Origin of the sequence: Bradyrhizobium sp. B124 (assembly GCF_038967635.1) — a bacterium.
In the GTDB taxonomy this organism is placed as follows: Bacteria; Pseudomonadota; Alphaproteobacteria; order Rhizobiales; family Xanthobacteraceae; genus Bradyrhizobium.
Map to the genome: position 1 here is coordinate 6,996,383 of NZ_CP152413.1, position 22,573 is coordinate 7,018,955.

The window sequence follows — 22,573 nt, forward strand, 5'->3', positions numbered from 1 at the left end:
GTCTCCGCATGAACGGCCTGCTGCGAGCGCGCGACCAAGTCTCGCCTTCCGCTTCAATCAATCCCCATTTGCGTGATGACATGACCAAAACTCCCGTAACACGTCTGACCTGTGCCGTGCTGATTGCGGCTGCGTTCGCGCTCACCGGAACCGACTCGGTGCGCGCCGAGGACCGCTCGCCGGTGATCGATGTCCGTACGGCTGACCCGGAGATGAACGCCGCGATCAGCCATGCGCGCGAGACGCTTCCGGCGTTCTGGGCCTCCTATGAGGCGCCCAAGCCGTCGGAGACCCAGCACTCGCTCAAGGTCCGCTTTCCGACCCATCGCAACGAGGGCGAGCACATCTGGATGCGCGAGGTGAAGAAGCTGCCGAGCGGCGGCTATTCCGGCCGGTTCGCCAACCAGCCGCGCGACCTGCCGGGCAAGCGGGCCGGCGACCTCGCCGAGTTCAAGCAGGCCGATATCTCCGACTGGATGTTCATGCGCAACGGCAAGATCGTCGGCGGCGAGACCATCAAGCCGCTGCTGAAATCGATGTCGAAGGCCGACGCCGACGCGCTTCGCGCGCGGATGGAGCAGCCCTGAGGACCGGTGTTCGGCGGCGGCTGAGGCGCAGAGCCGGGTTGCCGCCTTGCGCGTCCGCTGGTAAACGCCGCCAATGGCCGAGAAACCCAAAAAACCCCAGAAACTGAAGGCGCGCCTGCCGCGCGGGCTGGAAGATCGTGGCCCGGCCGCGATCAATGCCACGCGGGCGATGGTCGAGAAGATCCGCGCCGTCTACGAGCTCTACGGCTTCGAGCCGGTGGAGACGCCGGCGATGGAATATACCGATGCGCTCGGCAAATTCCTGCCCGACCAGGACCGTCCCAACGAGGGCGTGTTCTCGTTCCAGGACGATGACGAGCAGTGGATCTCGCTGCGCTACGACCTGACCGCGCCGCTCGCGCGCTATGTCGCGGAGAACTTCGACGCGCTGCCGAAGCCTTATCGGTCGTATCGGTTCGGCTATGTCTTCCGCAACGAGAAGCCGGGTCCCGGCCGCTTCCGCCAGTTCATGCAGTTCGATGCCGACACCGTCGGCTCGGCGACGCCGGCGGCCGACGCCGAGATCTGCATGATGGCGGCCGACACGATGGAAGCGCTGGGGATTCCGCGCGGCTCCTATGTCGTGAAGGTGAACAACCGCAAGGTGCTCGATGGCGTGCTCGAGGCGATCGGTCTCGGCGGCGACGACAATGCAGGTCGCAGGCTCACGGTGCTGCGCGCGATCGACAAGCTCGACAAGTTTCCTGCCGATGAGGTTCGCAAGCTGCTCGGTCCCGGGCGATGGGATGGCGGCGAAGAGGGCAAGGGCGACTTTACCAAGGGCGCCGAGCTGAGCCCGGCGGATGCCGATATCGTTCTGGCCGTCACGCAGAAGCGCGACGATTGGAAAGACGCCATCGCTGCGGCCGAGACCTACCTTGCGAAGAGTGAAGTCGGTCAGGCTGGCGTGAGCGAGCTCGAAGAGATCGCGAAACTGGTCGCGGCGTCCGGCTATGGCGCAGATCGCATCCGCATCGATCCCACCGTCGTTCGCGGCCTCGAATACTACACCGGCCCGGTCTACGAGGTTGAGCTGCTGCTCGATACCAAGGACGAGAAGGGCCGCCCGGTGCGGTTCGGCTCGGTTGGTGGCGGCGGCCGCTACGACGGTCTCGTCTCGCGCTTCCGCGGCGAGCCGGTGCCGGCGACCGGCTTCTCGATCGGTGTCTCGCGCCTGCAGGCCGCGCTGACGATGCTCGGCCAGCTCGACACGCAGGCCGAGTTCGGGCCCGTCGTCGTCACCGTTTTCGATCGCGACCGCGTCGCCGACTACCAGAAGATGGTCGCAGAGCTGCGCCAGGCCGGCATCCGCGCCGAGCTCTACCTCGGCAACCCGAAGAACATGGGCAACCAGCTCAAATATGCCGACCGCCGCCACTCGCCCTGCGTGATCATCCAGGGCTCGGATGAGAAGGCGCGCGGCGAGGTGCAGATCAAGGATTTGATCGAGGGCGCCAAGGCGGCGGCTGCGATCGCGTCCAATCAGGAATGGCGCGAAACGCGCCCCGCGCAGTTCTCCTGCGCCGAGGCCGATCTGGTCGCCAAGGTACGCGAGGTGCTCGCGCGCCACGACGTGAACTGGGGATAGCTGGTTTGTCGTGCGCGGGCTTGACCCGCGCATCCATCTTCAAAAAGATGGCGCGCCAGCCAGACCGGCAGACGCACGTCAACAACAACAAGGGAGTTATTCCGATGCCCGAGATCACCGTGAGCATGGCCGCCGGCCGCACCGACGAGCAGAAGGCCGGCATGATGCGCGACATCACCCAGGCGCTGGTGAAGAACCTCGGCGTCGACGCCGATGCCGTCGTGATCCAGATCAATGAAGCGCCGCTGCATCACAAGATGAAGGGTGGCAAGACCTTCGTCGAGCGCGCCGCCGCCGCGAAGAAGTAATCACATTCACTTCGTCGTCCCTGCGAAAGCAGGGACCCATAACCACCGATGCCGGTGATTGGCAAAGGCTGCGGCCCCAGCCATCGACCAACTGAAATTCGTGGTTATGGGTCCCGGGTCGCGCTTCGCTTGCCCGGGACGACGTCTGTTTTGAGGCACCGATGGACGCACGCGACTTCATCAGGATCGGCATGAGCGCCGAGCGCATGCTCGTGGTGCCGCCGGAGCGCACGGTCGGGCATTTCGTGCCCGGCATGCCGATGGTCTATGCGACGCCGATGATGATCCTCGAAATGGAGATGGCGTCGGGCGATGCCATCCGCGGTGCGTTGCAGCCCGGCTGGGTCACGGTTGGGACCGAGGTCGATATCCGCCATCTCGCCGCCGCTCTTGTCGGCGCCACGGTACGGACCACCGCAAGGGTGATCGCGGTCGAGCGCCGCGTGATCCGCTTCGCGGTCGAGGCCTTTGAGGGCACGCGCAAGCTCGGCGAAGGCCGCCACGCCCGCGGCCTGATCAATGTCGAGAGTTTCAACAAGCGGCTCGCCGGGACCTCGGGGCAAGCGCAGTAGGCGAAAGACTACTTCGCCAATTCCTTCGAGCGCCGGGTCGCGGCGGCGATGGCGCGGGTCATCAGCGGCTGTAGGCCGTCACTCGCCATCAGCACCTCGAGCGCGGCCGCGGTGGTGCCGCCGGGTGAGGTGACATTCTGCCGCAGTGTCGCCGACGGCAGATCCGAGCGATGCAGCAACTCACCGGAGCCGGCGACGGTCGCGCGCGCCAGCGTGGTCGCGAGCTGCTCGGGCAGGCCGGCCGCGACGCCGGCGCGGGCGAGCTCCTCGGCGAGCAGGAAGACATAGGCCGGGCCGGAGCCCGAGACCGCGGTCACCGCATCCATCAGGCTCTCATCGTCGACCCATTCGACCAGCCCGGTCGCTTTCAGCAGCGCATCGGTCATGGCGCGCTGCGCGGCGGTGACGCGCTTTGAGGGCACCGCGACCGTGATGCCGCGGCCGATCGCCGCCGGTGTGTTCGGCATCGCGCGCACCACTGCGCCGCCGACCACGTCTTCCAGCGCTGACATCGTCGTGCCGGCCATGATCGAGACCACGAGTGTCGACGGACCGACCAGCGCCTTCAGCGCGGCGCCGGCGTCGCGGAATGATTGCGGCTTCACCGCGACGACAAGCGTGTCGACCGTGCCGAGCTCCATCGCCTGCGGATTGAGCCTTACCCCCTTCGCGGCAAGCGCGGAGATCTCAGGCGAAAGATGCGGATCGATCACCGCGACCTGCTTGGGCGAGAGGCCCTGCGCGAGCCAGCCGGTCAGCATTGCACCGCCCATCTTGCCCGCGCCTGCGAGCGCGATGGTGCCGGAAGTGTTCGTCAATGCGCTGCTTGTGTTCACAGGTGTCACCGCTCGTCGTCCCGGCGAAGGCCGGGACCCATAACCACATGTGGTTCTAGTGAAGCGAGGAAGGAGCCACAAGCAGTTTGCTCAGGCCCCGCGGCCGCGGAGTATGGGTCCCGGCCTTCGCCGGGACGACACTGAGGATGCGCTTACGCCTCGCCCTCGGTATCGAACATCGCGGCGGCCATCGCCTCGGCGGTCGACTTGCCGGCCCACACCACAAACTGGAACGCAGGATAGTAGCGCTCGCAGGCATGGATCGCGTTGACCACCATGGCCTCGCATTGCGCGGTGGACGCGGTGAGGCCGCCGGGCAGCACCAGCGCCTGACGATGCATGACCATGCCGGTGTGGGTCCACAGGTCGAAATGGCCGACCCATAATTGCTCGTTGATCGCGGCGACCAGCCGCTGCACCTCGGCGCGGCGCGCCTGCGGCATCTTCATATCGAAGGCGCAGGCGAGATGCAGCGCCTCGATCTCTCCCATCCAGGTGAAGGAGAGCTGATAGTCGATCCAGTCTCCCTTGGAGACGATCGTCACCTCGTCTTCGCCGGAACGCTCGAACGCCCAGTTGTTGTCGGTGGCGATATCCTCGACCACCGCAAGCGGGTTGTTCCGGGAATCGATAATGCTTTCGAGGAGGGACATGCCGTCTCGGACCTTGTTCTTATGATCGCTTGATACGCACACGGAAGCCGGCACTTGCGACATACTGCGTCGTGGCCGAGTGCAGTTCCTTGACCGGGCTTCCGGATGCCCCTGGACCTGACGCCGATGAAGTGATGTGATTTGCGGAATCCGCGCAACCGCACGCCGAGTCCGTCCACAGCCAAAGCGCGCATCGTCCACAGCTGATCTCCGCCACACTTGTGATTTTGCGAACAAATCGGAATCTAGGCGTTCGCGTAACGATTTATTAACCATTGGCAGGCGCTTCGCCGCACGCGTGAATCAGCCTTTCGGGCACTCACATCACTCTGCAAGAGCCGCGGCGCGCTCATGGGGACATGCCGTTTCCCCATGCCAAAGGTGCTTGCCCCGCTGTCGCGGTTTGGTCATATTTCGCCTCAGGCACGTCCATCCCGGGCGTGCCGATGTTCTCAGGGCGGGGTGAAAATCCCCACCGGCGGTAAAGGGTGACGAGCCCAAGCCCGCGAGCGCCTTCTTCCGCGAAGCCGGAGGAAGGGTCAGCAGATTCGGTGCAATTCCGAAGCCGACGGTTACAGTCCGGATGAAAGAGAACGGTTGCGGCAGCCAACGCGATTTTCGCGTGGGCTTGTGTCGTTGTCCGTGTGCCCTGATTCTGGTCCTGAAAGAGGAAAGCCATGAATCAGATGTTGCAAGACCAAGACGTTCAAGCTTCTCAAGTCCAGACCTCCCAAGCAGAAAGCCTTCCCGATACGCCGGCTAGTCCGCCGGCGCCGGAGCATCCGCACTTCGCAAAGCCGCAGCGCGTTGCCTTCGTGCAGTCGTCCTGGCATCGCGATGTGGTGGAAGAGTGCCGCATCTCCTTCCTGAAGGAGATCGAGGCGCGCCACATCACCAATGTCGATGTGTTCGAAGTGCCGGGCTCGTTCGAGATCCCGCTGCATGCGCAACTGCTGGCGAAGACCCGCCGCTACACCGCGATCGTCGCGGCCGGGCTCGTTGTCGATGGCGGCATCTACCGCCACGAATTCGTCGCCGATACCGTGATCAAGGCGCTGATGGATGTGCAGTTGCGCACCGAGGTGCCGGTGTTCTCGGCGGTGCTGACGCCGCAGCAATTCCACGAGACCGAGGTGCATTACGACTTCTTCCGCAAGCACTTCGTGATCAAGGGGATCGAGGTCGCGGAGGCCTGCGCCAACACGCTGCTCAGCCTCGAACGGCTGCGCGGCCAGGTCGCGGCGGGAATACCTGGCTAGTTCAAGGCCCGGCGCAAAAGCGATTCCGGCATGCGTGCCGGGATCGCTGTCGCAGCCAGCGCGTTCGGTTATGCTTGCCGGCATAATCAGAACGCGCGGGAGGCGCCCATGACCGAACAACAATCTTCCGACTGGCTCGGCCTGTCGGGCCGCGTTGCCGTCGTCACCGGCGGAGGCGGCGGCATCGGCCGCGCCACCGCGGTCAGTTTCGCGCGCGCCGGCGTCAGGGTCGCCGCGCTCGATCGCGACGAGCGTGGGTTGGCCGAGACCAAGGCAAAGCTTCGCGAGTTCGGCGACGGTCATCTCGTCGCGAGCTGCGACACGACCAGCGAGGACAACGTCGCGGCTGCCGCCGATGCGGTCGCGCGCACGCTTGGTTCTTGCGACATCCTCGTCAACACCGCGGCGGTGCTGCGCCCCGGCGGGCTCGATACGCTGCCGCTCGCCGAATGGAATGCGGTGCTGGCGATCAATCTCACCGGCTACTTCATCTGCGCGCAGGCGTTCGGCCGCCAGATGCGCAAGACCGGACGCGGCAGCCTCATCCACGTCGCCTCGATCGCCGCCAGCAATGCGCAGGGGCAGAGCGGCGCCTACAGCGTCAGCAAGGCCGCCGTCGTGATGCTCTCGCAGCAACTCGCCGCCGAATGGGGGCCGCACGGCATCCGCAGCAATGTGGTCAGCCCGGGCCTCGTCGTCACGCCGATGAGCCAGGCCTTCTATGATACGCCAGGGGTCACCGAGCGGCGCACCGCCGTGGTGCCGATGCGCCGGATCGGCGCGCCACAGGACATGGCCGACGCGACCCTGTTCCTGGCGAGCGACCGCGCGTCCTACGTCAATGGTGAGGAGATCATCGTCGACGGCGGCTATGCGCGGACGCTGATGAGCCACGTGCCGCGGCCGGGGTTTTGAGGTGGTGGGGCCGCATATTCAGTGTCGTCCCGGCCTTGAGCCGGGACCCATAACCACGATGTTTGTTATTGCGAAGGGCTGTGGCTACAGGTTTGCTCCGTAACGGAGTCCTGTGGTTATGGGTCCCGGCTTTCGCCGGGACGACGGTGGGCCTCAATCGAACAGGCTGGAAACCGACTCTTCCGCCGCGGTGCGGCCGATCGCTTCGGCGATCAGGCCGGCGATCGAGATCTGGCGGATGTTCGGCGCCTTGTTGACGGCTTCGGTCGGCAGGATCGAGTCGGTGATGACCAGTTCCTTCAGCCGCGACGAGGCGATTCGCGCGGCGGCGCCGCCGGACAGCACGCCGTGGGTGATGTAGGCCGAGACTTCCTTGGCGCCGTGCGCGATCAGCGCCTCGGCCGCGTTCACCAGCGTGCCGCCGGAGTCCACGATGTCGTCGACCAGGATGCAATTGTAGCCGGCGACGTCGCCGATCACGTTCATCACCTCGGACTCACCGGGGCGCTCGCGGCGCTTGTCGACGATCGCCAGCGGGGTGTTGATGCGCTTGGCGAGGCCGCGGGCACGCGCCACGCCGCCGACGTCGGGCGACACCACCATCACCTTGGCGAGGTCGAACTTCTCTCGGATATCGCGCACCATCAGGGGCGCCGCGAACAGATTGTCGGTCGGGATGTCGAAGAAGCCCTGGATCTGGCCGGCGTGCAGATCGAGCGTCATGACGCGATCGACGCCGGAGTGCGAGATCAGGTTGGCGACGAGCTTGGCCGAGATCGGCGTACGCGAGCCGGACCTGCGATCCTGCCTGGCGTAGCCGAAATAGGGCACCACCGCCGTGATGCGGCGCGCCGAGGAACGGCGCAACGCGTCGGTGATGATCAAAAGCTCCATCAGATTGTCGTTGGCCGGATACGACGTCGACTGAATGATGAACATGTCCGAACCGCGGACGTTCTCCTGGATCTCGACGAAGATCTCCATGTCGGCGAAGCGCCGGACCACGGCCTTGGTCAGTTCGATGCCAAGTCCCTTGGCAATGTCCTGCGCCAGCGCAGGATTGGAGTTGCCGGCGACGAGCTTGATTGATCCGTTCTTTGCCGACATCGATGCTTCCCCCCGCGCCTTGCTGGATACGACGTTCAGCATCTCAAGTCCTTACAGAACCGGCGGGTTTTCGGTGCGCGAGGGAATATCAGGCAGGCGGCTCCGATGGCAACCCATTAGGCGCTTCGGCCCACGTTTTCCTGGGCAAAAAGCGCCTTTCCCCGGGAGATTCCGGGGGTTAGTTGGCGGAATAGCTGAGTGCCACGGTTTCGGGCGCGGCGGGGGCCGGGGCACTGACCATCGCTGGCCCACGGAGCTCCGGTGCCGGGCCGGGCGCCGGGCCGCCATTGATCATGCCGGAGAGGCCGCTGAGGCCGGCCTGGGCGATCTTGCGCAGCACCAGATCGTCGGCGGCGGCCCAGGCGTCGCGGCCGGCCTTGCCGGCGGGCTCTTCGCCGGACAGCCGGAGCGCCCGTTGCTGGTTGCTGTCGTAGACGTCCCACACCCACGCGATCATGGTGCGGCCGCGCACCACCTGCGCCGAGAGATAGCTGCGCACGCGATAGGCCGCCGTGGCCTGGCGCGACACGATCGACAGGCTGCGCAGCTTGGATTCGCTGTCGAGCACGCCCACCATGCGGTCGAATACCTGGGGCGGCGGACCGTCGATCGATTCGAAGGCGACGGTTGCGCCGCCGCTCGCGGGCGTCGCCATCGCGTAGGAGTCGGCCACGTTGCCGCCGGCCGCGCATCCGCCGAGCGCGGACCCAATCGCCAGCCATGTGGCTGCGATCGCGGCACGCACGACTGTCCCAGTTTGAAACTGGTGGTTTGACGCTTCCCTCATTGCGTCCTGCGATATCGTTAAAACGGCTTAACGTCTAGGGCAGGACGGCCACAGCACTTAACGATCCGGGGAGAGGACCGAATTCCTTTCTCGATATTTCCAGCTCAGTCGGCCAGATGATGCCGCATGGCTTCGGTGATCCAAGCCCACTCGCGGTTCGGGCTTGCGTCCGGCGACTGCCCGCGCATGATGGCGACGAGTTCCCAGTAGCGGGCCGCACGGGCGTCGTGCAGCGCGTACTTGCCGCGAATCCAGTTGCGGAATTCGAGGTCGGCTTCTCGCTTCAGCAATCGCGCCGACGTCGCCAGCCAGTCGCGTGCCAGCACCTGGCCCGCCTCCGACGCCGGCCCGAGGTCGCGCGCGATGATCTCCTTGGCCTTGGCCAGCACGGTTTCGTTGGCCGCTTGCCAGGCAGCGAGATCCAGCACGTGGTGATTCCAGACATCCTCCGCGTTGGCGCGGAGGTTGGCGACGAGGGAGGGATCATTGAGCATCTCCGAAAGCTCGATCCACGCATCGCATTGCTCTGGCGTCGGCTCGTCGGGCAATTCGGGTACGCTGGTCTCGATCATCTGCCGGATCCACGTCCGGTCGATGTTGATGCCGTCGGACACTCTCTCGAAAAAGCGTTCGACGACGTTGCGGCGCTCAGTGCGGGACAGCTGCGTCATGGTCAGGAATCTCCTCAGATCTGCTTCGGTGAGTTGCGGTGAACGCAACGCAGCCCGCAGGGCCGAGGCGACGCGGCGCTGTGCCGCGATCTCCGCTTCGAGCGTCTCGAGGCGAAGCTTCAGCGCCTCGACCAGCGAGAGTTCCTTGCTCAGGACCTCACGAATGGAGTCGAGCCCGAGCCCCGCATCGCGCAGGCAACGGATCAGGTCGAGGCGAACCAGTTCATCGTCGGTGAAGACGCGATAGCCGCTCGCGGTGCGGCCGGCCGGCGGCAGCAACCCCTGGTCCGAATAGAAGCGGAGCTTCCGGACCGAAATTCCGCTGAGCCGCGCCGCCTCGCCGATGCTGTAGGTGCGTTGTGTCATGCGCCGCTTGTCCGGTCTCCAGCAGGTGGAGAGTCAAGGCGCTTGTCGCACAAAAACGGTAGAGTCGCCCGGCGTCAGCCTTCCAGCGTGATGGCGTGAACGTGCCGGCCGTAATCGGCTTCCTTGCGGTGCACGGAGCGGCGGTAGCTGAAACAGCGCTCGTCGGAATAGGTGTCGATGCCGAGATCGTCGATCATCAGCACGCCGGCATTTTCCAGCCGCATCCGGATGAAGCCGGCGAGATCGAACATCGCGTGGCCGTCGCGTTCGGCGGGCATGAAGAACATGCCGTTCTCGGCATCGGCCTCGATGAAGCGTTCGATGAATTCGTTTCCGACCTCGTAGGATTCCTTGCGGATCAGCGGACCGATGGCGGCGACGATGCCGCCGCGCTCGGCGCCGAGTTTCTCCATCGCATCGATGGTCGATTCCAGCACGCCGGTCAGCGCGCCCTTCCAGCCGGCATGCGCCGCGCCGATCACCCGCGCATGGGGATCGACGAACAGGATCGGGCCGCAGTCGGCCGTCGTGACCGAGATCGCGAGGCCTTCGGTGCGCGTGACGAGCGCGTCCGCCCTCGGGCGCGCAGCGCCATTCCATGGACCAGTCACGGTCACGACGTCAGGCGAGTGCACCTGATGCACGCTGATGAAGTGATCGAGCGGCACGCCGAGCTGCTCCGCCATCCGCCGCCGATTCTCGGCGACCTTGGCCGGATCGTCGTGCGAGCCAAGCCCGCCATTGAGGCCGGCATAGATACCCTCGGAGACGCCGCCCTCGCGCGAGAAGAAGGCGTGGCGCAGGCCCGGAATGGCCGACAGCAGCGGTGATCCCAATGTCATTGTTCGGTCTCGTCAGGCTGATCGCTGAGGCCAGCGATCGAGGTGAGGTGCGGATCGGAGATGGCCATGACCTTGAACATCGAGCCCATCCCGCCGCGTCCGGAATCGGTCAGGCGTTTCAGCGCACCGGCAATATCGGCGGAGACCTCGGGTGAAGCTTTCGCCATCAGTCCGGCGGCACGGGCCTCGACGCCGAGGCGCTTGAGGAAGTCGCCCTGCGTCGCCGGCCCGTGGACGCGCGCGCCGACATCCTCGGCGGCCCGCGCCAGGGCCTGAAAATCGACATGCGCCGTCACGTCGGCCTGTCCCGGGTTCTTCAGCGGGTCGGCGAAGCTGTGGCGCGCGATCGCCTGGAAGGTGTCGCCGGCGTCGCTGCGTAGATGGCCGTAATCGATGATCAGCGCGGCGCCGTCCTGGTCGCGCAGGCGCGTTGCGAGCTTCATGATCTCGCTGTCAGGCCGCCATTCGAACACCGCGCCGAGCGGGGCGGCGCGCACCAGCGGCGGCAGCAGCACCTCGAAATGCGGTGTCGGCTCGGCGGCGGGCGCGAAATACAGGTTGCCATTGGCATCCATCCCGACCGTGCGCTCGTGCCAGCCGGTCTCGCGGCGGACCATCTGGTGGATCGGCAGCACGTCGAAATATTCGTTGGCGAGGATCACCGCCGGTCCCTCCGGCACGTCGTCGATACTGTCGTGCCAGGTGATGTTGCGCACGCCGGTCAGCGTGGCGTGCTGCTTTTCGCGCAGCACCGGATTGACCTCGACGAGGTGGATGCTGAGCGACTGGTACAGCGGCGGCAGCACGCGCAACGCGCGCAGCGCATCCGACATCATGGTGCCGCGGCCGGGCCCGAGTTCGATCAGGCGGAGCGTGTCCGGCGAGCCGATCGCGCGCCAGATCGAGGCGCTCCACAGCCCGAGCAGTTCGCCGAACATCTGGCTGACCTCGGGCGCCGTGGTGAAATCGCCCTCGCGGCCGAGCGGATCGCGCGACAAATAGTAGCCGTAGCGCGGATGCATCAGGCACAATTCCATGTAGCGCCAGACCGGCATCGGCCCGGACAGCTTGATCAGCTTCCTGATCTCATCCAGCAGTGGGGTGGGTTCGCTCACAGCCTTCCTTGGATTGCACTTGCTTTATGTTGAACTCGGCGCCGGCCCGTTCGCCCTGCGGCGAATGGCGGCCGTGATGATGATAGCGCCCACAATGATCATTGGCACCGACAGCAGCATGCCCATGGTTAATCCGCCCCACAGGAATCCGAGCTGCGGATCGGGCTCCCTGAAATGCTCGCCGATAATCCGGGCGATGCCGTAGATCGCAATGAAGCTGCCGAGGATCAGGCCGGGCCGCTTGAGCGCGCCCATCCGGATCATGATCGCCAGCGCCGTGAACAGCACGATGCCCTCGAGCCCGGCTTCGTAGAGCTGGCTCGGATGGCGCGGCAGCGGTCCGCCATTGGGGAAGATCATGGCCCAGGGCAGGCTTGGATCGGCGTGACGGCCCCACAATTCGCTGTTGATGAAATTGGCGAGCCGGCCGAGGAACAGCCCGATCGGCGCGACCGCGGTGGTGATGTCGCCGAGTGACAGGATCGGGATGTTGTTGCGGCGGGCAAACAGCATCACCGCGGCGACGCAGCCGAGGAAGCCGCCGTGGAACGACATGCCGCCTTTCCACAATTCCAGGATCTCGGACGGGTGCGCGATGAAGAAGGGCAGGTTGTAGAACAGCACGTAGCCGGTGCGGCCGCCGACGATGATACCGATGGTGACCCAGAGGATGAAATCGTCGAGCTGCGGCAGCGTGATCGGCGCCGGGCCGCCCCACAGCCGCTGCTTCTTGATCAGCGAGCGCGCATAGATCCAGCCCAGCACGATGCCGACGATATAGGCTAGCGCATACCAGCGGATCACGATCGGCCCGAACGCGAGCGCGACGGGGTTGAACACCGGAAAGTCGATCAGCAGGAACGGCATCGGGATCAGAGCGCTTTCGTGTAGACGGCGTAGGGCACGCCATGAATGGGCGGAGCGTCATGCACCTTGCTGAAGCCCATCCTGAGATACATCGGCAAGGCGACCGTCATGATGGGGCTCGTGTGAAGCGCAATGGTCCGGCACCGGTCGCGCCGCGCCCTGGCGAGGCATTCCGATGTCAACGCATGCCCGAGTCCCTTGCCCCTGTCGACCGGGTCCACCACCAGCATACGAATGATCGGCCATGCCTGATCGAAGAATGCGGCCTTTTTGACGCCGGGCCCAAAATAGCCGACCGCGCCGGTCAGCCGGTTACCGAGCTCGGCGACGATGATCTCGCCGCCGGAACTCAATTCAGAAGTTTTTGACAGGCCGGCTCGCATCGCCGGCCAGTCGTCGAAGGCGTCGCGGAATTGCTCGAAGGCTGTCACCGCAAGCCGGTTCACCTCGTCGGCGTCGGAGCTACGGTAGTCTCGAATGCGCGCTGCCTCCGCCATCCGTTTTCTTTGGGCCTCAGACCAGGTTGCGGCGATAGAGCGCGAGCAGCCGCTCCCAATGGCGTTCGGCGGCGTCGCGGTCGTAGACCGGGCGCTTGGGGAAGGCGAAGCCATGATGGGTGCCGGGATAGATCTCGACCTCGTTGGTCGAGCCCTTCATGCCCGTCTTCACCTGCTCGATGATCTCCGCCGGGGCGTAGATGTCGGTCTCGGCGCAGGCGAAATAGAGCTCGGCCTTGGTCTTCTGCGCTGCGAGGTGCGGGCTGTCGGGCTGGTCGGTCGCCAGATGCGTGCCGTAGACCGAGGCGGCGGCCTTGACGCGATCGCTGAAATGCGTCGCCGCGTTCACCGCATAGCGGCCGCTCATGCAGTAGCCGACGGTGCCGATGATCCTGGTGTTGGCGGCCTTCTGCGTCTCGGCGTAGGCGAGCAGGCCCTTGGTATCTTCCATGACCAGCGGAATGTTGAGCGAGTGCATCAGCTCGAACATGCGCTTGCGCTCGGGCGATTCCGGATCGGGATTGATCGGGCCGAGCTCCATCGCGCCGGCGCGGTAATACATGTTGGGCAGCATCACATAGTAGCCTGACGTGCCGAGCCGGCGCGCCATGTCGCGCAGCTCCTCGCGGATACCGGGCGCGTCCATGTAGAAGATGACGACAGGGAAGGGGCCGCCGCGCTCGGGATGGGCGATGAAGGTGGTGGTCTTGCCGTCCTTGGTCGGGATCTCGACGGTCTGCTCGATCATGGCGCTTCTGCTCGCGTTATGTGTGCGATTTCTGTTGTGAGTTCATACGATTGCAAGGAAACCGGAGCATGACAAGGCAAGCGCCCGTAAGGTCTGCCATTCGCGGCGGACTTGAACCGGATGGCGGGGATCGCCATTGTCTTCTGGCGATTCAGTGAACGCGGAGAGTTTTGCCAGATGACCCAGACCAGCAACCGGTTTTTCGATGAGATCGGCCGTCTGATGAACGACGCCGCGGGCGCAGCCCAAGGCGTCAAGCGCGAGGTCGACACGGTCATGCGCAACCAGGCCGAACGGATCCTGCGCGACCTCGATGTGGTCAAGCGCGAGGAATTCGACGCGGTCAAGGACATGGCCCGTCTGGCGCGCGAGGAGAACGAGGCGCTGAAGGCGAGGATCGCCGCGCTGGAAGCCAAGCTGGGCGGTTCAGCCGGTTGACGGACGCCGCGTAGCCCGGATGGAGCGAGGCGCAATCCGGGGGCTGGCCCCGTTGAGGTGATAGCCCCGGATTTCGCTTCGCTCCATCCGGGCTACGATCCTCCCTCGGTAACCCAAGAAAAATCCCTTCATTTCCTTGTCATTTCGGCCCTTTGGGGCTAAAAGCCCGCCACGTCCGCGGCCCCCGCACCCCTGGAGGCTTGCTGTGGACCTGAGCATGGGCCGCGCTGCGGCCTTTAACTTTTTAAATACAAGGACTTAACGCTATGGCGACCGTCAAGGAATTGAAGGCGACCGCGCGTCCGAAGAGCGGCAAGGGGGCCGCCCGGGCAGAGCGTCGCGCCGGGAGAGTTCCCGGAGTGATCTACGGAGACAATCAACCCCCTGTCACCATCTCGGTCGACGATCGTGAACTGCGCCAGCGCATCCTGGCGGGCCGGTTCCTGACCACGATCTATGACATCGACCTCGAGGGCAAGAAGCACCGCGTGATTCCGCGCGACTTCCACCTCGACCCGGTGAAGGACTTCCCGCTCCATGTCGACTTCATGCGGCTCGGCGAAGGCGCGACCATCCGCGTCAGCGTGCCGCTGCACGTCGTGAACGCGGAAACCGCCCCCGGCATCAAGCGCGGCGGCACCGTGAACATCGTCACCCACGCGCTCGACCTTGAGTGCGCGGTCGACAACATTCCGCAATACATCGAAGTCGACGTCGGCAGCCTCGAGATCAGCTACTCGCTGCATCTCTCCGAGGTCACGCTGCCCAAGGGCGTGAAGTCGCTGACCCGCGAGGACGCGACGCTGGTCACCATCGTGCCGCCGTCCGGCTACGCCGAAGAGCAGAAGGCCGCAGCTGCGGCGGCTGCTGGTGGCGCGGCTCCGGCCGCGGGTGCTGCAGCTCCGGCCGCTGCGGCGGCTCCGGCTGCGGGTGCTGCGGCTCCGGCCGCGGGTGCCAAGGCTCCCGCCGGCGGTGGCGACAAGAAGAAGTAATCGATCATGTCGGCGCGCGATCGTGTGATGGCGCGCCGACGCGGGATGCCGCGCCATGCGCCTTTTTGTCGGTCTCGGTAATCCTGGCGCGAAATACGCCAGCAACCGGCACAATATCGGTTTTCTGGCGGTCGACGAGATTGCACGGCGTCATGGTTTCGCACCATGGCGCCGTCGCTTTCAGGGCGAGACCTCCGAAGGCGTGGTCGATCGTGAGAAGGTCGTGCTGCTGAAGCCGACCACCTACATGAACGAGTCCGGGCGCGCGGTGCAGGAAGCGGCGAACTTCTTCAAGCTTGCCTCCGCCGACATCACCGTGTTCCAGGACGAGCTCGAACTGCCGCCCGCCAAGGTGCGGGTCAAGATCGGCGGCGGCATCGCCGGCCATAACGGGCTGCGCTCGATCTCCGCGCATATCGGCAACGAATATCGCCGGGTGCGGCTCGGGATCGGTCATCCCGGCGTCAAGGAGCTCGTGCACAGCCACGTGCTGTCGGACTTCGCCAAGAGCGACCGGGCGTGGGTGGAGGCCTTGTGCCAGGCCGTCGCCGACAATGCCGGCCTGCTGGCTGCGGGGCATGACGCCTCGTTCGCCAACAAGGTGCATCTGACGATGCAGGCCAAGGGATTTTTCGACACCAAGGACGAGGAGCCGTAGACCCTCGTCGTCGCCGGGCGCCTGTCCCCGACCTGATCGGGGATGACCCGGCGATCCACTCTTTCCAGTGGGATGGATACGCGGGTCAAGCCCGCGTATGACGACCCCACTCAGTTTCAGCCGCGCAACGTGAGCGCGAGAGATCGGGACGAACATGGGATTCAAATGCGGGATCGTCGGGCTGCCTAACGTCGGCAAGTCGACGCTGTTCAATGCGCTGACCGAGACGGCGGCCGCCCAGGCGGCGAACTATCCGTTCTGCACTATCGAGCCGAATGTCGGCGAAGTGGCGGTGCCCGATCCGCGGCTTGAGAAGCTGTCGGCAATCGCGAAGTCCGCGCAGATCATCCCGACCCGGCTGACCTTCGTCGATATCGCAGGTCTGGTGCGCGGCGCGTCGCAGGGCGAAGGCCTCGGCAACCAGTTCCTCGCCAACATCCGCGAGGTCGATGCGATCGCCCATGTGGTGCGCTGCTTCGAGGACTCCGACATCACCCATGTCGAGGGCAAGATCGCGCCGCTCGCCGACATCGAGACCATCGAGACCGAGCTGATGCTGTCCGACCTCGACAGCCTGGAGAAGCGCGTCGACAACCTCTCGAAGAAGGCCAAGGGCAACGACAAGGAAGCCAAGGAGCAGCTCGAGCTCGTCAACCGTGCGCTGGTGCTGCTGCGCGACGGCAAGCCGGCGCGTGCGCTCGAGCGCAAGCCGGAGGAGGAACGTGCGTTCCGCATGCTCGGGCTCCTGACCTCGAAGCCCGTGCTCTATGTCTGCAATGTCGAGGAAGGCTCGGCCAAGGACGGCAACAATTTCTCCAAGGCGGTGTTCGAGCGCGCGAAGGAAGAGGGCGCGGTCGCGGTCGTGATCTCGGCCAAGATCGAATCCGAGATCGCAACGCTGTCGCGCGAGGAGCGTGTCGACTTCCTGGAGACGCTGGGCCTTGAAGAGGCCGGGCTCGACCGGCTGATCCGCGCCGGCTACCAGCTGCTCGACCTCATCACCTATTTCACGGTCGGCCCGAAGGAAGCGCGCGCCTGGACCATCGATCGCGGCACCAAGGCGCCCGCCGCCGCCGGCGTGATCCACACCGATTTCGAGAAGGGCTTCATCCGCGCCGAGACCATCGCGTATGAGGATTACATCGCCGGCAACGGCGAAGCCGGCGCACGCGATGCCGGCAAGCTGCGGCTCGAAGGCAAGGACTACGTCGTCGCCGACGGCGACGTCATGCATTTCAGGTTCAATACCTGATCGCGGTCTAGCGTCGGTTTCTCCATTCGTCGTCCCGGGCAAGCGAAGCGCGACCCGGGACCCATAACCACAGGGCACCGTTGTTGCGCGATGCTGTGGCCCCAGCTCGCTTCATCCCCACGTCCTGTGGTTATGGGTCCCTGCCTTCGCAGGGACGACACCGAGTGTGCGGCGGGCAAAGCCAAAGAGCGCTCACCGGTCCGCGCGGCCGATCACATCCATCAGCTCGGCGATCTTGCGCCGCTGGTCGGCCTTGTCGCCGGACGAGATCGCATGCTCGACGCAATGGGCGACATGATCGCGCAGGACCTCTTCCTCGACGCGGCGCAGCGCCGCGCGCGCGGCAGCGATCTGCGTCACCACGTCGATGCAATAGCGGTCTTCCTCGACCATGGCGGCCAACCCGCGGATCTGACCCTCGATCCGTTTGAGCCGTTTTAAACAGGATGTCTTGACCTCGTCTCTCATAGGTCTCATATACCCCCCTAGGGTATATAAATCAAGAGGCCGGAATAGCGGCCGGGAAGAGTCTCGTGGCACACGCAGAGCACGATCATTCGCACGCGGATCATCACCATCATGGCGCGGCTGCGCATTCCTGCTGCGGCGGCAAGCACGATCACCACATGACGCCGGCCGAGGCGACGTTCGCGATCGATCCGGTCTGCGGCATGAAGGTCAACCCGGCGACCGCCAAGCATCGTTTCAGCTACAAGGGCGAGGAGTACCTGTTCTGCAGCGGGCGTTGCCGCGAGCGTTTCGAGGCCGAGCCGGACAAGTACCTCAAGCCGCGCGAGGCGGAGCCGCCGATGCCGGCCGGCACGATCTACACCTGCCCGATGCATCCCGAGGTGCGCCAGGTCGGTCCCGGGAGCTGCCCGATCTGCGGTATGGCGCTCGAGCCGGAGCAGATCTCGCTCGACGATGGGCCGGGTCCCGAATTGATCGACATGACGAGGCGGTTCTGGATCGCGCTGGCGCTGACGCTGCCTGTGTTCGTGCTCGAGATGGGCAGCCATCTCGGGCTGATGCATCTGGTGCCGCAGGGCTGGTCGAACTGGATCTCGTTCGTGCTGGCGACGCCCGTCGTGCTGTGGGCCGGCGCGCCGTTCTTCGTGCGCGGCTGGCAGTCGGTGGTCACGCGTAACCTCAACATGTTCACGCTGATCGCCATGGGCGTCGGCGTCGCCTATCTCTACAGCGTGGTCGCGACGCTGGCGCCGCAGCTGTTCCCACCGGCGTTCCGCGACATGCATGGTGCGGTCGCGGTCTATTTCGAGGCGGCGGCCGTGATCACGGTGCTGGTGCTGCTCGGTCAGGTGCTGGAATTGCGCGCCCGCGCGCAGACTTCGGGCGCGATCCGCGCGTTGCTTGGTCTCGCGCCCAAGACCGCGCGGCGCATTACCGATCATGGCGACGAGGACATCGACATCGACGCGATCAAGGTCGGCGACCGCCTGCGCGTGCGCCCGGGCGAGAAGGTGCCGGTCGACGGCGTCGTCATCGAGGGCAGCGCGGTCATCGACGAATCCATGGTCACGGGTGAATCGATGCCGGTCACGAAGGCGGAAGGCGAGAGGGTGATCGGCGGCACCGTCAACCAGAGCGGTGGCCTCGTGATGCGTGCCGAGAAGGTCGGCCGCGACACCATGCTGTCGCGGATCGTCGACATGGTGGCGAAGGCGCAGCGCTCGCGCGCGCCGATTCAGCGGCTCGCCGACCGTGTCGCCGGCTGGTTCGTGCCGGCGGTGATCGCAGCTGCCGTGCTGGCCTTCATCGCCTGGACGGTATTCGGCCCCGAGCCGCGCCTGACCTTCGCGCTGGTCGCCGCGGTGACGGTGCTGATCATCGCCTGTCCCTGCGCGCTGGGGCTGGCAACGCCGATGTCGATCATGGTTGGTGTCGGCCGCGGCGCGCATTCCGGCATCCTGATTCGCGACGCGCAGGCGCTGGAGCGGATGGAAGCGATCGACACGCTTGTCATCGACAAGACCGGCACGCTCACCGAGGGCAAGCCGAAGGTCGTGCGCATCATCGCCGCCGAAGGGTTCGACGAGAATGACGTGCTCCGTCTTGCCGCCAGTGTCGAGCAGGGCAGCGAGCATCCACTGGCGCGGGCCATCATCGCTTCCGCCGGGGAACGCAAGCTGGCATCGGCGACCGTCAGCAATTTTGCCTCGCCCTCCGGCAAGGGCGCGACCGGTACGGTCGAGGGCAGGCAGGTTGCGCTCGGCAATGCGGTGCTGATGGGTGAGTTGAAGATCATAACGTCAACGCTGGACCAGGCTGCCGAGGCCGCGCGGCGCGATGGCGCGACGGCGATCTATGTCGCGGTCGATGGGCGCGTCGCCGGCGTGATCGCGATCGCCGATCCGGTCAAGCCGTCGGCGGCGAATGCGCTGCAGGCGCTGCGTGCCGAAGGCCTGCGCATCGTGATGCTGACCGGCGACAATGAGACCACCGCGCGCGCGGTGGCGAAAACGCTCGGCATCGACGAGGTCGAGGCCGGCGTGCTGCCGGAGCGCAAGAGCGAGGTCGTGCAGCGGCTGCGCGGCGAGGGCCGCACCGTCGCGATGGCGGGCGATGGCGTCAACGATGCGCCGGCGCTCGCCGCGGCCGATGTCGGCATCGCGATGGGCGGCGGCACCGATGTCGCGATCGAGAGCGCCGGCATCACGCTGCTCACCGGCGACCTGATGGGCCTCGTCCGGGCGCGGCGATTGTCGGTCGCAACCATGCGCAACATCCGCCAGAACCTGGCGTTCGCCTTCGTCTACAACGCCGCCGGCGTGCCGATCGCGGCCGGCGTGCTGTATCCGCTTTTCGGCATCCTGCTGTCGCCGATGGTCGGCGCCGCCGCGATGGCGCTGTCCTCGGTCAGCGTGATCGGCAACGCGCTGCGGCTGTCGAGGGTGCAGCTGGACTAGGCGTCTCTTACCTCGCCCCGCCTGCGGGGAGAGGTCGGATCGCATCGTAAGATGCGATCCGGGTGAGGGGGACTCTCAGCGAATCCATCTCCCTCCGATATTGCGGAAGCGGCCCCTCACCCCAACCCTCTCCCCGCAAGAGCGCGGCGAGGGAGCAGAGTGTGGCCGCGGCCTTCACGCCGGCAGCAGAAGCTGTGCGCGCCGCTCCATCTCGGCATCGAGCCAGGTTGCGAGATCCTCGCTGACTTCGACCATCGGCAGCCGCACCTCGGGGCTGTCGATTAGCCCCTGCCGCCACAACCAGTGCTTGGCCGGCGCGGGGCTTGGTTCCGCGAACAGCAGCCGGGTCAGGCCGACGACGCTCTGCCAGGCCGCCAGCGCCGCGTCGCGCTTACCCTGCCGCAGCAGCGTGCGGATCGAAGCGAAGGTGTTGGTTTCCAGATGCGCGGACAGCAGGATCGCGCCGTCGGCGCCGTCCGAGAGCGCATCGAATGTCTGCGCGTCCTCACCGGTCAGCACGCGGAAGCCGGCGGGCCGGCGGTTGAGGAAGTCGATCGACTGCGCGCGGTCGGCACAGCAATCCTTCATGCCGACGATGTTGGGATGTTCCGCGAGCGTCAGCAGCGTCTCGTTCGTCAGGTTCACCGCTGTGCGATACGGAATGTTGTAGAGCACGACCGGCCACGACGCGTGATCGGCCAGCGCGTTGAAGTGCTGCACGAGCCCGCGTTGCGAGGGCCTGATGTAATAGGGGCTCGCGATCAGGTAGCCGTTGATCGGCCAGTCGGCCGTATCATCCAGCGCATCCTTCATCCTGGCCGTAGAGGCGCCGGAGAGCCCGAGGCAGACCGGCAAATGGCGGGAGTTGGCACTGAGCTCGTCGAGCACGACGCTGACCAGGCCCTCCAGCTCATCGGTGCTGAGCGCCATGCCTTCACCGGAGGTTGCACCGAGGATGAAGCCGTCGACGGGGCCGTCGGCATAGTGCCGCACGAGGCGGCGCAGCGAGGTGACGTCGAGTTCGCCGTCGCGGAACGGCGTGATCAGGGGCAGCCAGAGGCCCTGCAATTGCTGGTGTAGTTCAGTCATGTTCCATCTCCTCAGGGGGCAAAGCCGGAGACGGGACCAACAAAAAAACCCCGTCCAGGCGGCGGGGTTTCGGGATCGGTTGAATGCGAAGGTGATCTTATCGCGCGCGATCTCGTGTCCCCGGGAGGGGAGCTTTTTTCGACGACAGAACGGCGCACGAAGTCGTGATCATTGGACAATGATGCTGCGCTGCGAGGTTGTTGTCAATCCGCTGACCGTGACGTGCGGCACGTTCGAGCATGACATCAAGGTGAGAGACGTAGAGGTGAAAGACATGCAGGTGAAAGACATGCAGGTGAAAGACTTGGAGATGAAAAAAAGCCGGGCTCGCGTGAGCCCGGCTTAAGGTATTGGCCACGTGAGGCCGACACAATCACCTTCCAAGAGGGATTACTGAACTTCCGCGCCACTGGAGGAGGGGGACATATGCGCGACGCGACCGCTCAGCGTGTAAGCACTATGATCCCCATCGACGCCCTGCAGCAACTATCCAGGTCGCATGTCAGTCATGCGGAGATTCAGGGGCCTCTTCGGGCAGCGCGGAAGGCCTATAAACCAGCCCTATAAGGGCGGCTTAATCAGGACGGCCAGCGCTGCGCCTTGCTGACCACGAAATCGCGGAACACCTGCACCCGGGCCACTGTCTTCAGCTCTTCCGGATAGACGAAGTAGGTGTCGAGTGCGATCGAGTCGGACTCGCCGAACAGCTGTACGAGGTTGTTCTGTTCGACCAGATAGTCCGGCAACGCTGCGATGCCGAGGCCCTGCTGGCAGGCGCGCACCAGGCCAAGGATGTTGTTGACCTTGAAGTAGGGTTCGCGCGGACCGGAGCCGTTGCGGCCGGCATCGATCAGCCAGCTGCGGTTCTGCAGATGCGGCGGCACCTGCGAGTCGCCGAGCATGATGATGCGGTGCGAGTCGAGATCATCCAGCGTCCGCGGCGTGCCGAAGCGCTTGATGTATTCCGGCGAGCAATAGGCATGGAAGCCGATCGAGAACAGCTTGCGCTGGATCAGGTCCGGCTGGGTCGGCTTGCGGGTGCGGATCGCAACGTCGGCCTCGCGCATCGACAGGTCGAGATCCTCGTCGGTGACGATCAGCGAGATCCGGATGTCCGGATAGAGCGCGACGAACTCGTCGAGCCGCGGGATCAGCCAGTTGATGCCGAGCGCCGGCGGCGTCGTGATCTTGAGATCGCCGCTCGGCCGCTCGCGGCTGTCGGTGAGCTTTGCGCGCGCCGCCTGCAGCTGCATGAAGACGTCATGCGCGGTGCGGAACAGCAGGTCGCCCTGCTCGGTGAGGATCAGGCCGCGCGCATGGCGGTGAAACAGCGAGACCGAGAGCTCCTGCTCCAGTGCGCTGACCTGGCGGGAGACCGCCGATTGCGACAGGCCGAGCTGCTCGCCGGCATGCGTGAAGCTGCCAGCCTCCGCCGCCGCGTGAAAGACCTTCAGCTTGTCCCAATCCATATCCGTAAATCCGTCGCGAGAGCGTGCCAT

25 protein-coding genes and 1 riboswitch are annotated in these 22,573 nt (G+C 65.4%); of the genes, 12 read left to right on the plus strand and 13 right to left on the minus strand.

The genetic code is table 11. The annotated features are described in order from the left end of the window. Positions 1–80: 80 nt before the first annotated feature. From AAFG13_RS33350 to AAFG13_RS33365, 4 genes are all read left to right on the plus strand, one after another. The gene (locus tag AAFG13_RS33350) at positions 81–587 is read left to right on the plus strand and encodes a DUF2314 domain-containing protein (protein WP_212313418.1); all 507 of its coding nucleotides are present in this window, start codon (positions 81–83) and stop codon (positions 585–587) included. A 73-nt stretch (positions 588–660) separates the two neighbouring features. Continuing rightward, entirely contained in the window at positions 661–2,175 is a 1,515-nt protein-coding gene (gene hisS / locus AAFG13_RS33355) for a histidine--tRNA ligase (RefSeq protein WP_342709417.1), read from the plus strand. A 104-nt stretch (positions 2,176–2,279) separates the two neighbouring features. Further along, complete coding sequence (locus tag AAFG13_RS33360; RefSeq protein WP_044538952.1) at positions 2,280–2,483, plus strand: tautomerase family protein; 204 nt, start codon at positions 2,280–2,282, stop codon at positions 2,481–2,483. A gap of 161 nt (positions 2,484–2,644) precedes the next feature. Next, positions 2,645–3,055, plus strand: coding sequence for a thioesterase family protein (locus tag AAFG13_RS33365; protein ID WP_342709418.1), 411 nt, complete (start codon positions 2,645–2,647; stop codon positions 3,053–3,055). A gap of 8 nt (positions 3,056–3,063) precedes the next feature. Here the strand turns inward: AAFG13_RS33365 and proC are convergent, their stop codons facing one another. Further along, on the minus strand, positions 3,064–3,828 hold the full coding sequence (gene proC / locus AAFG13_RS33370; RefSeq protein WP_342713443.1) for a pyrroline-5-carboxylate reductase: 765 nt from the start codon (positions 3,826–3,828) through the stop codon (positions 3,064–3,066). Positions 3,829–4,043: 215 nt separating this feature from the next. After that, entirely contained in the window at positions 4,044–4,544 is a 501-nt protein-coding gene (locus tag AAFG13_RS33375) for a YbjN domain-containing protein (RefSeq protein ID WP_016844492.1), read from the minus strand. A gap of 444 nt (positions 4,545–4,988) precedes the next feature. Beyond that, positions 4,989–5,143: riboswitch (FMN riboswitch) on the plus strand. A gap of 78 nt (positions 5,144–5,221) precedes the next feature. On the opposite strand from AAFG13_RS33375, the gene AAFG13_RS33380 reads away from it, so the two are divergent. Both AAFG13_RS33380 and AAFG13_RS33385 read left to right on the plus strand, forming a co-directional pair. Beyond that, positions 5,222–5,803, plus strand: a complete 582-nt coding sequence (locus AAFG13_RS33380; RefSeq protein ID WP_212313411.1) for a 6,7-dimethyl-8-ribityllumazine synthase — start codon at positions 5,222–5,224, stop codon at positions 5,801–5,803. Between the two features lie 108 nt (positions 5,804–5,911). Further along, on the plus strand, positions 5,912–6,718 hold the full coding sequence (locus AAFG13_RS33385) for an SDR family oxidoreductase (protein ID WP_212313409.1): 807 nt from the start codon (positions 5,912–5,914) through the stop codon (positions 6,716–6,718). A gap of 153 nt (positions 6,719–6,871) precedes the next feature. Here the strand turns inward: AAFG13_RS33385 and AAFG13_RS33390 are convergent, their stop codons facing one another. From AAFG13_RS33390 to AAFG13_RS33425, 8 genes are all read right to left on the minus strand, one after another. Continuing rightward, the gene (locus AAFG13_RS33390; RefSeq protein ID WP_171948021.1) at positions 6,872–7,825 is read right to left on the minus strand and encodes a ribose-phosphate pyrophosphokinase; all 954 of its coding nucleotides are present in this window, start codon (positions 7,823–7,825) and stop codon (positions 6,872–6,874) included. A 178-nt stretch (positions 7,826–8,003) separates the two neighbouring features. Continuing rightward, entirely contained in the window at positions 8,004–8,612 is a 609-nt protein-coding gene (locus AAFG13_RS33395) for a hypothetical protein (RefSeq protein WP_212313407.1), read from the minus strand. A gap of 104 nt (positions 8,613–8,716) precedes the next feature. Beyond that, entirely contained in the window at positions 8,717–9,649 is a 933-nt protein-coding gene (locus AAFG13_RS33400) for a MerR family transcriptional regulator (protein ID WP_342709419.1), read from the minus strand. 74 nt (positions 9,650–9,723) lie between these two features. Then, the gene (pgeF, locus tag AAFG13_RS33405) at positions 9,724–10,491 is read right to left on the minus strand and encodes a peptidoglycan editing factor PgeF (protein WP_342709420.1); all 768 of its coding nucleotides are present in this window, start codon (positions 10,489–10,491) and stop codon (positions 9,724–9,726) included. Beyond that, on the minus strand, positions 10,488–11,546 hold the full coding sequence (locus AAFG13_RS33410) for an SAM-dependent methyltransferase (protein WP_212314312.1): 1,059 nt from the start codon (positions 11,544–11,546) through the stop codon (positions 10,488–10,490). The genes pgeF and AAFG13_RS33410 overlap by 4 nt, the downstream gene beginning before the upstream one ends. 84 nt (positions 11,547–11,630) lie before the next feature. Further along, positions 11,631–12,473, minus strand: a complete 843-nt coding sequence (lgt, locus tag AAFG13_RS33415; protein ID WP_342709421.1) for a prolipoprotein diacylglyceryl transferase — start codon at positions 12,471–12,473, stop codon at positions 11,631–11,633. A 5-nt stretch (positions 12,474–12,478) separates the two neighbouring features. Further along, a complete protein-coding gene (locus AAFG13_RS33420; RefSeq protein ID WP_212313399.1) occupies positions 12,479–12,970 on the minus strand; it encodes a GNAT family N-acetyltransferase in 492 nt (163 codons plus the stop codon). A 16-nt stretch (positions 12,971–12,986) separates the two neighbouring features. Continuing rightward, positions 12,987–13,718, minus strand: coding sequence for a dienelactone hydrolase family protein (locus AAFG13_RS33425; protein WP_342709422.1), 732 nt, complete (start codon positions 13,716–13,718; stop codon positions 12,987–12,989). 177 nt (positions 13,719–13,895) lie between these two features. On the opposite strand from AAFG13_RS33425, the gene AAFG13_RS33430 reads away from it, so the two are divergent. From AAFG13_RS33430 to ychF, 4 genes are all read left to right on the plus strand, one after another. Next, positions 13,896–14,156, plus strand: coding sequence for an accessory factor UbiK family protein (locus AAFG13_RS33430; RefSeq protein ID WP_038388183.1), 261 nt, complete (start codon positions 13,896–13,898; stop codon positions 14,154–14,156). Between the two features lie 266 nt (positions 14,157–14,422). Then, positions 14,423–15,148: a 50S ribosomal protein L25/general stress protein Ctc gene (locus AAFG13_RS33435; RefSeq protein WP_176529303.1), complete on the plus strand. Its 726-nt coding sequence runs from the start codon at positions 14,423–14,425 to the stop codon at positions 15,146–15,148. Between the two features lie 55 nt (positions 15,149–15,203). After that, positions 15,204–15,806: an aminoacyl-tRNA hydrolase gene (gene pth / locus AAFG13_RS33440; protein ID WP_212313395.1), complete on the plus strand. Its 603-nt coding sequence runs from the start codon at positions 15,204–15,206 to the stop codon at positions 15,804–15,806. Between the two features lie 154 nt (positions 15,807–15,960). Next, entirely contained in the window at positions 15,961–17,058 is a 1,098-nt protein-coding gene (ychF, locus tag AAFG13_RS33445; RefSeq protein ID WP_212313393.1) for a redox-regulated ATPase YchF, read from the plus strand. A gap of 192 nt (positions 17,059–17,250) precedes the next feature. Here the strand turns inward: ychF and AAFG13_RS33450 are convergent, their stop codons facing one another. Beyond that, entirely contained in the window at positions 17,251–17,526 is a 276-nt protein-coding gene (locus AAFG13_RS33450) for a metal-sensitive transcriptional regulator (protein ID WP_092124125.1), read from the minus strand. 158 nt (positions 17,527–17,684) lie between these two features. On the opposite strand from AAFG13_RS33450, the gene AAFG13_RS33455 reads away from it, so the two are divergent. Further along, positions 17,685–19,985 carry a heavy metal translocating P-type ATPase gene (locus tag AAFG13_RS33455; protein WP_342713444.1) on the plus strand — a complete coding sequence of 767 codons (2,301 nt, stop codon included), beginning with the start codon at positions 17,685–17,687 and terminating at the stop codon, positions 19,983–19,985. A gap of 174 nt (positions 19,986–20,159) precedes the next feature. Here the strand turns inward: AAFG13_RS33455 and AAFG13_RS33460 are convergent, their stop codons facing one another. After that, positions 20,160–21,074 (minus strand): 4-hydroxy-tetrahydrodipicolinate synthase, encoded by a 915-nt coding sequence (locus AAFG13_RS33460; protein ID WP_212313384.1) that lies wholly within the window; start codon positions 21,072–21,074, stop codon positions 20,160–20,162. 178 nt (positions 21,075–21,252) lie between these two features. On the opposite strand from AAFG13_RS33460, the gene AAFG13_RS33465 reads away from it, so the two are divergent. After that, positions 21,253–21,420 carry a hypothetical protein gene (locus AAFG13_RS33465; RefSeq protein ID WP_342709423.1) on the plus strand — a complete coding sequence of 56 codons (168 nt, stop codon included), beginning with the start codon at positions 21,253–21,255 and terminating at the stop codon, positions 21,418–21,420. Between the two features lie 232 nt (positions 21,421–21,652). Here AAFG13_RS33465 and AAFG13_RS33470 read toward each other — a convergent pair whose 3' ends face one another. Further along, positions 21,653–22,573 (minus strand): LysR family transcriptional regulator, encoded by a 921-nt coding sequence (locus AAFG13_RS33470; RefSeq protein WP_029081982.1) that lies wholly within the window; start codon positions 22,571–22,573, stop codon positions 21,653–21,655.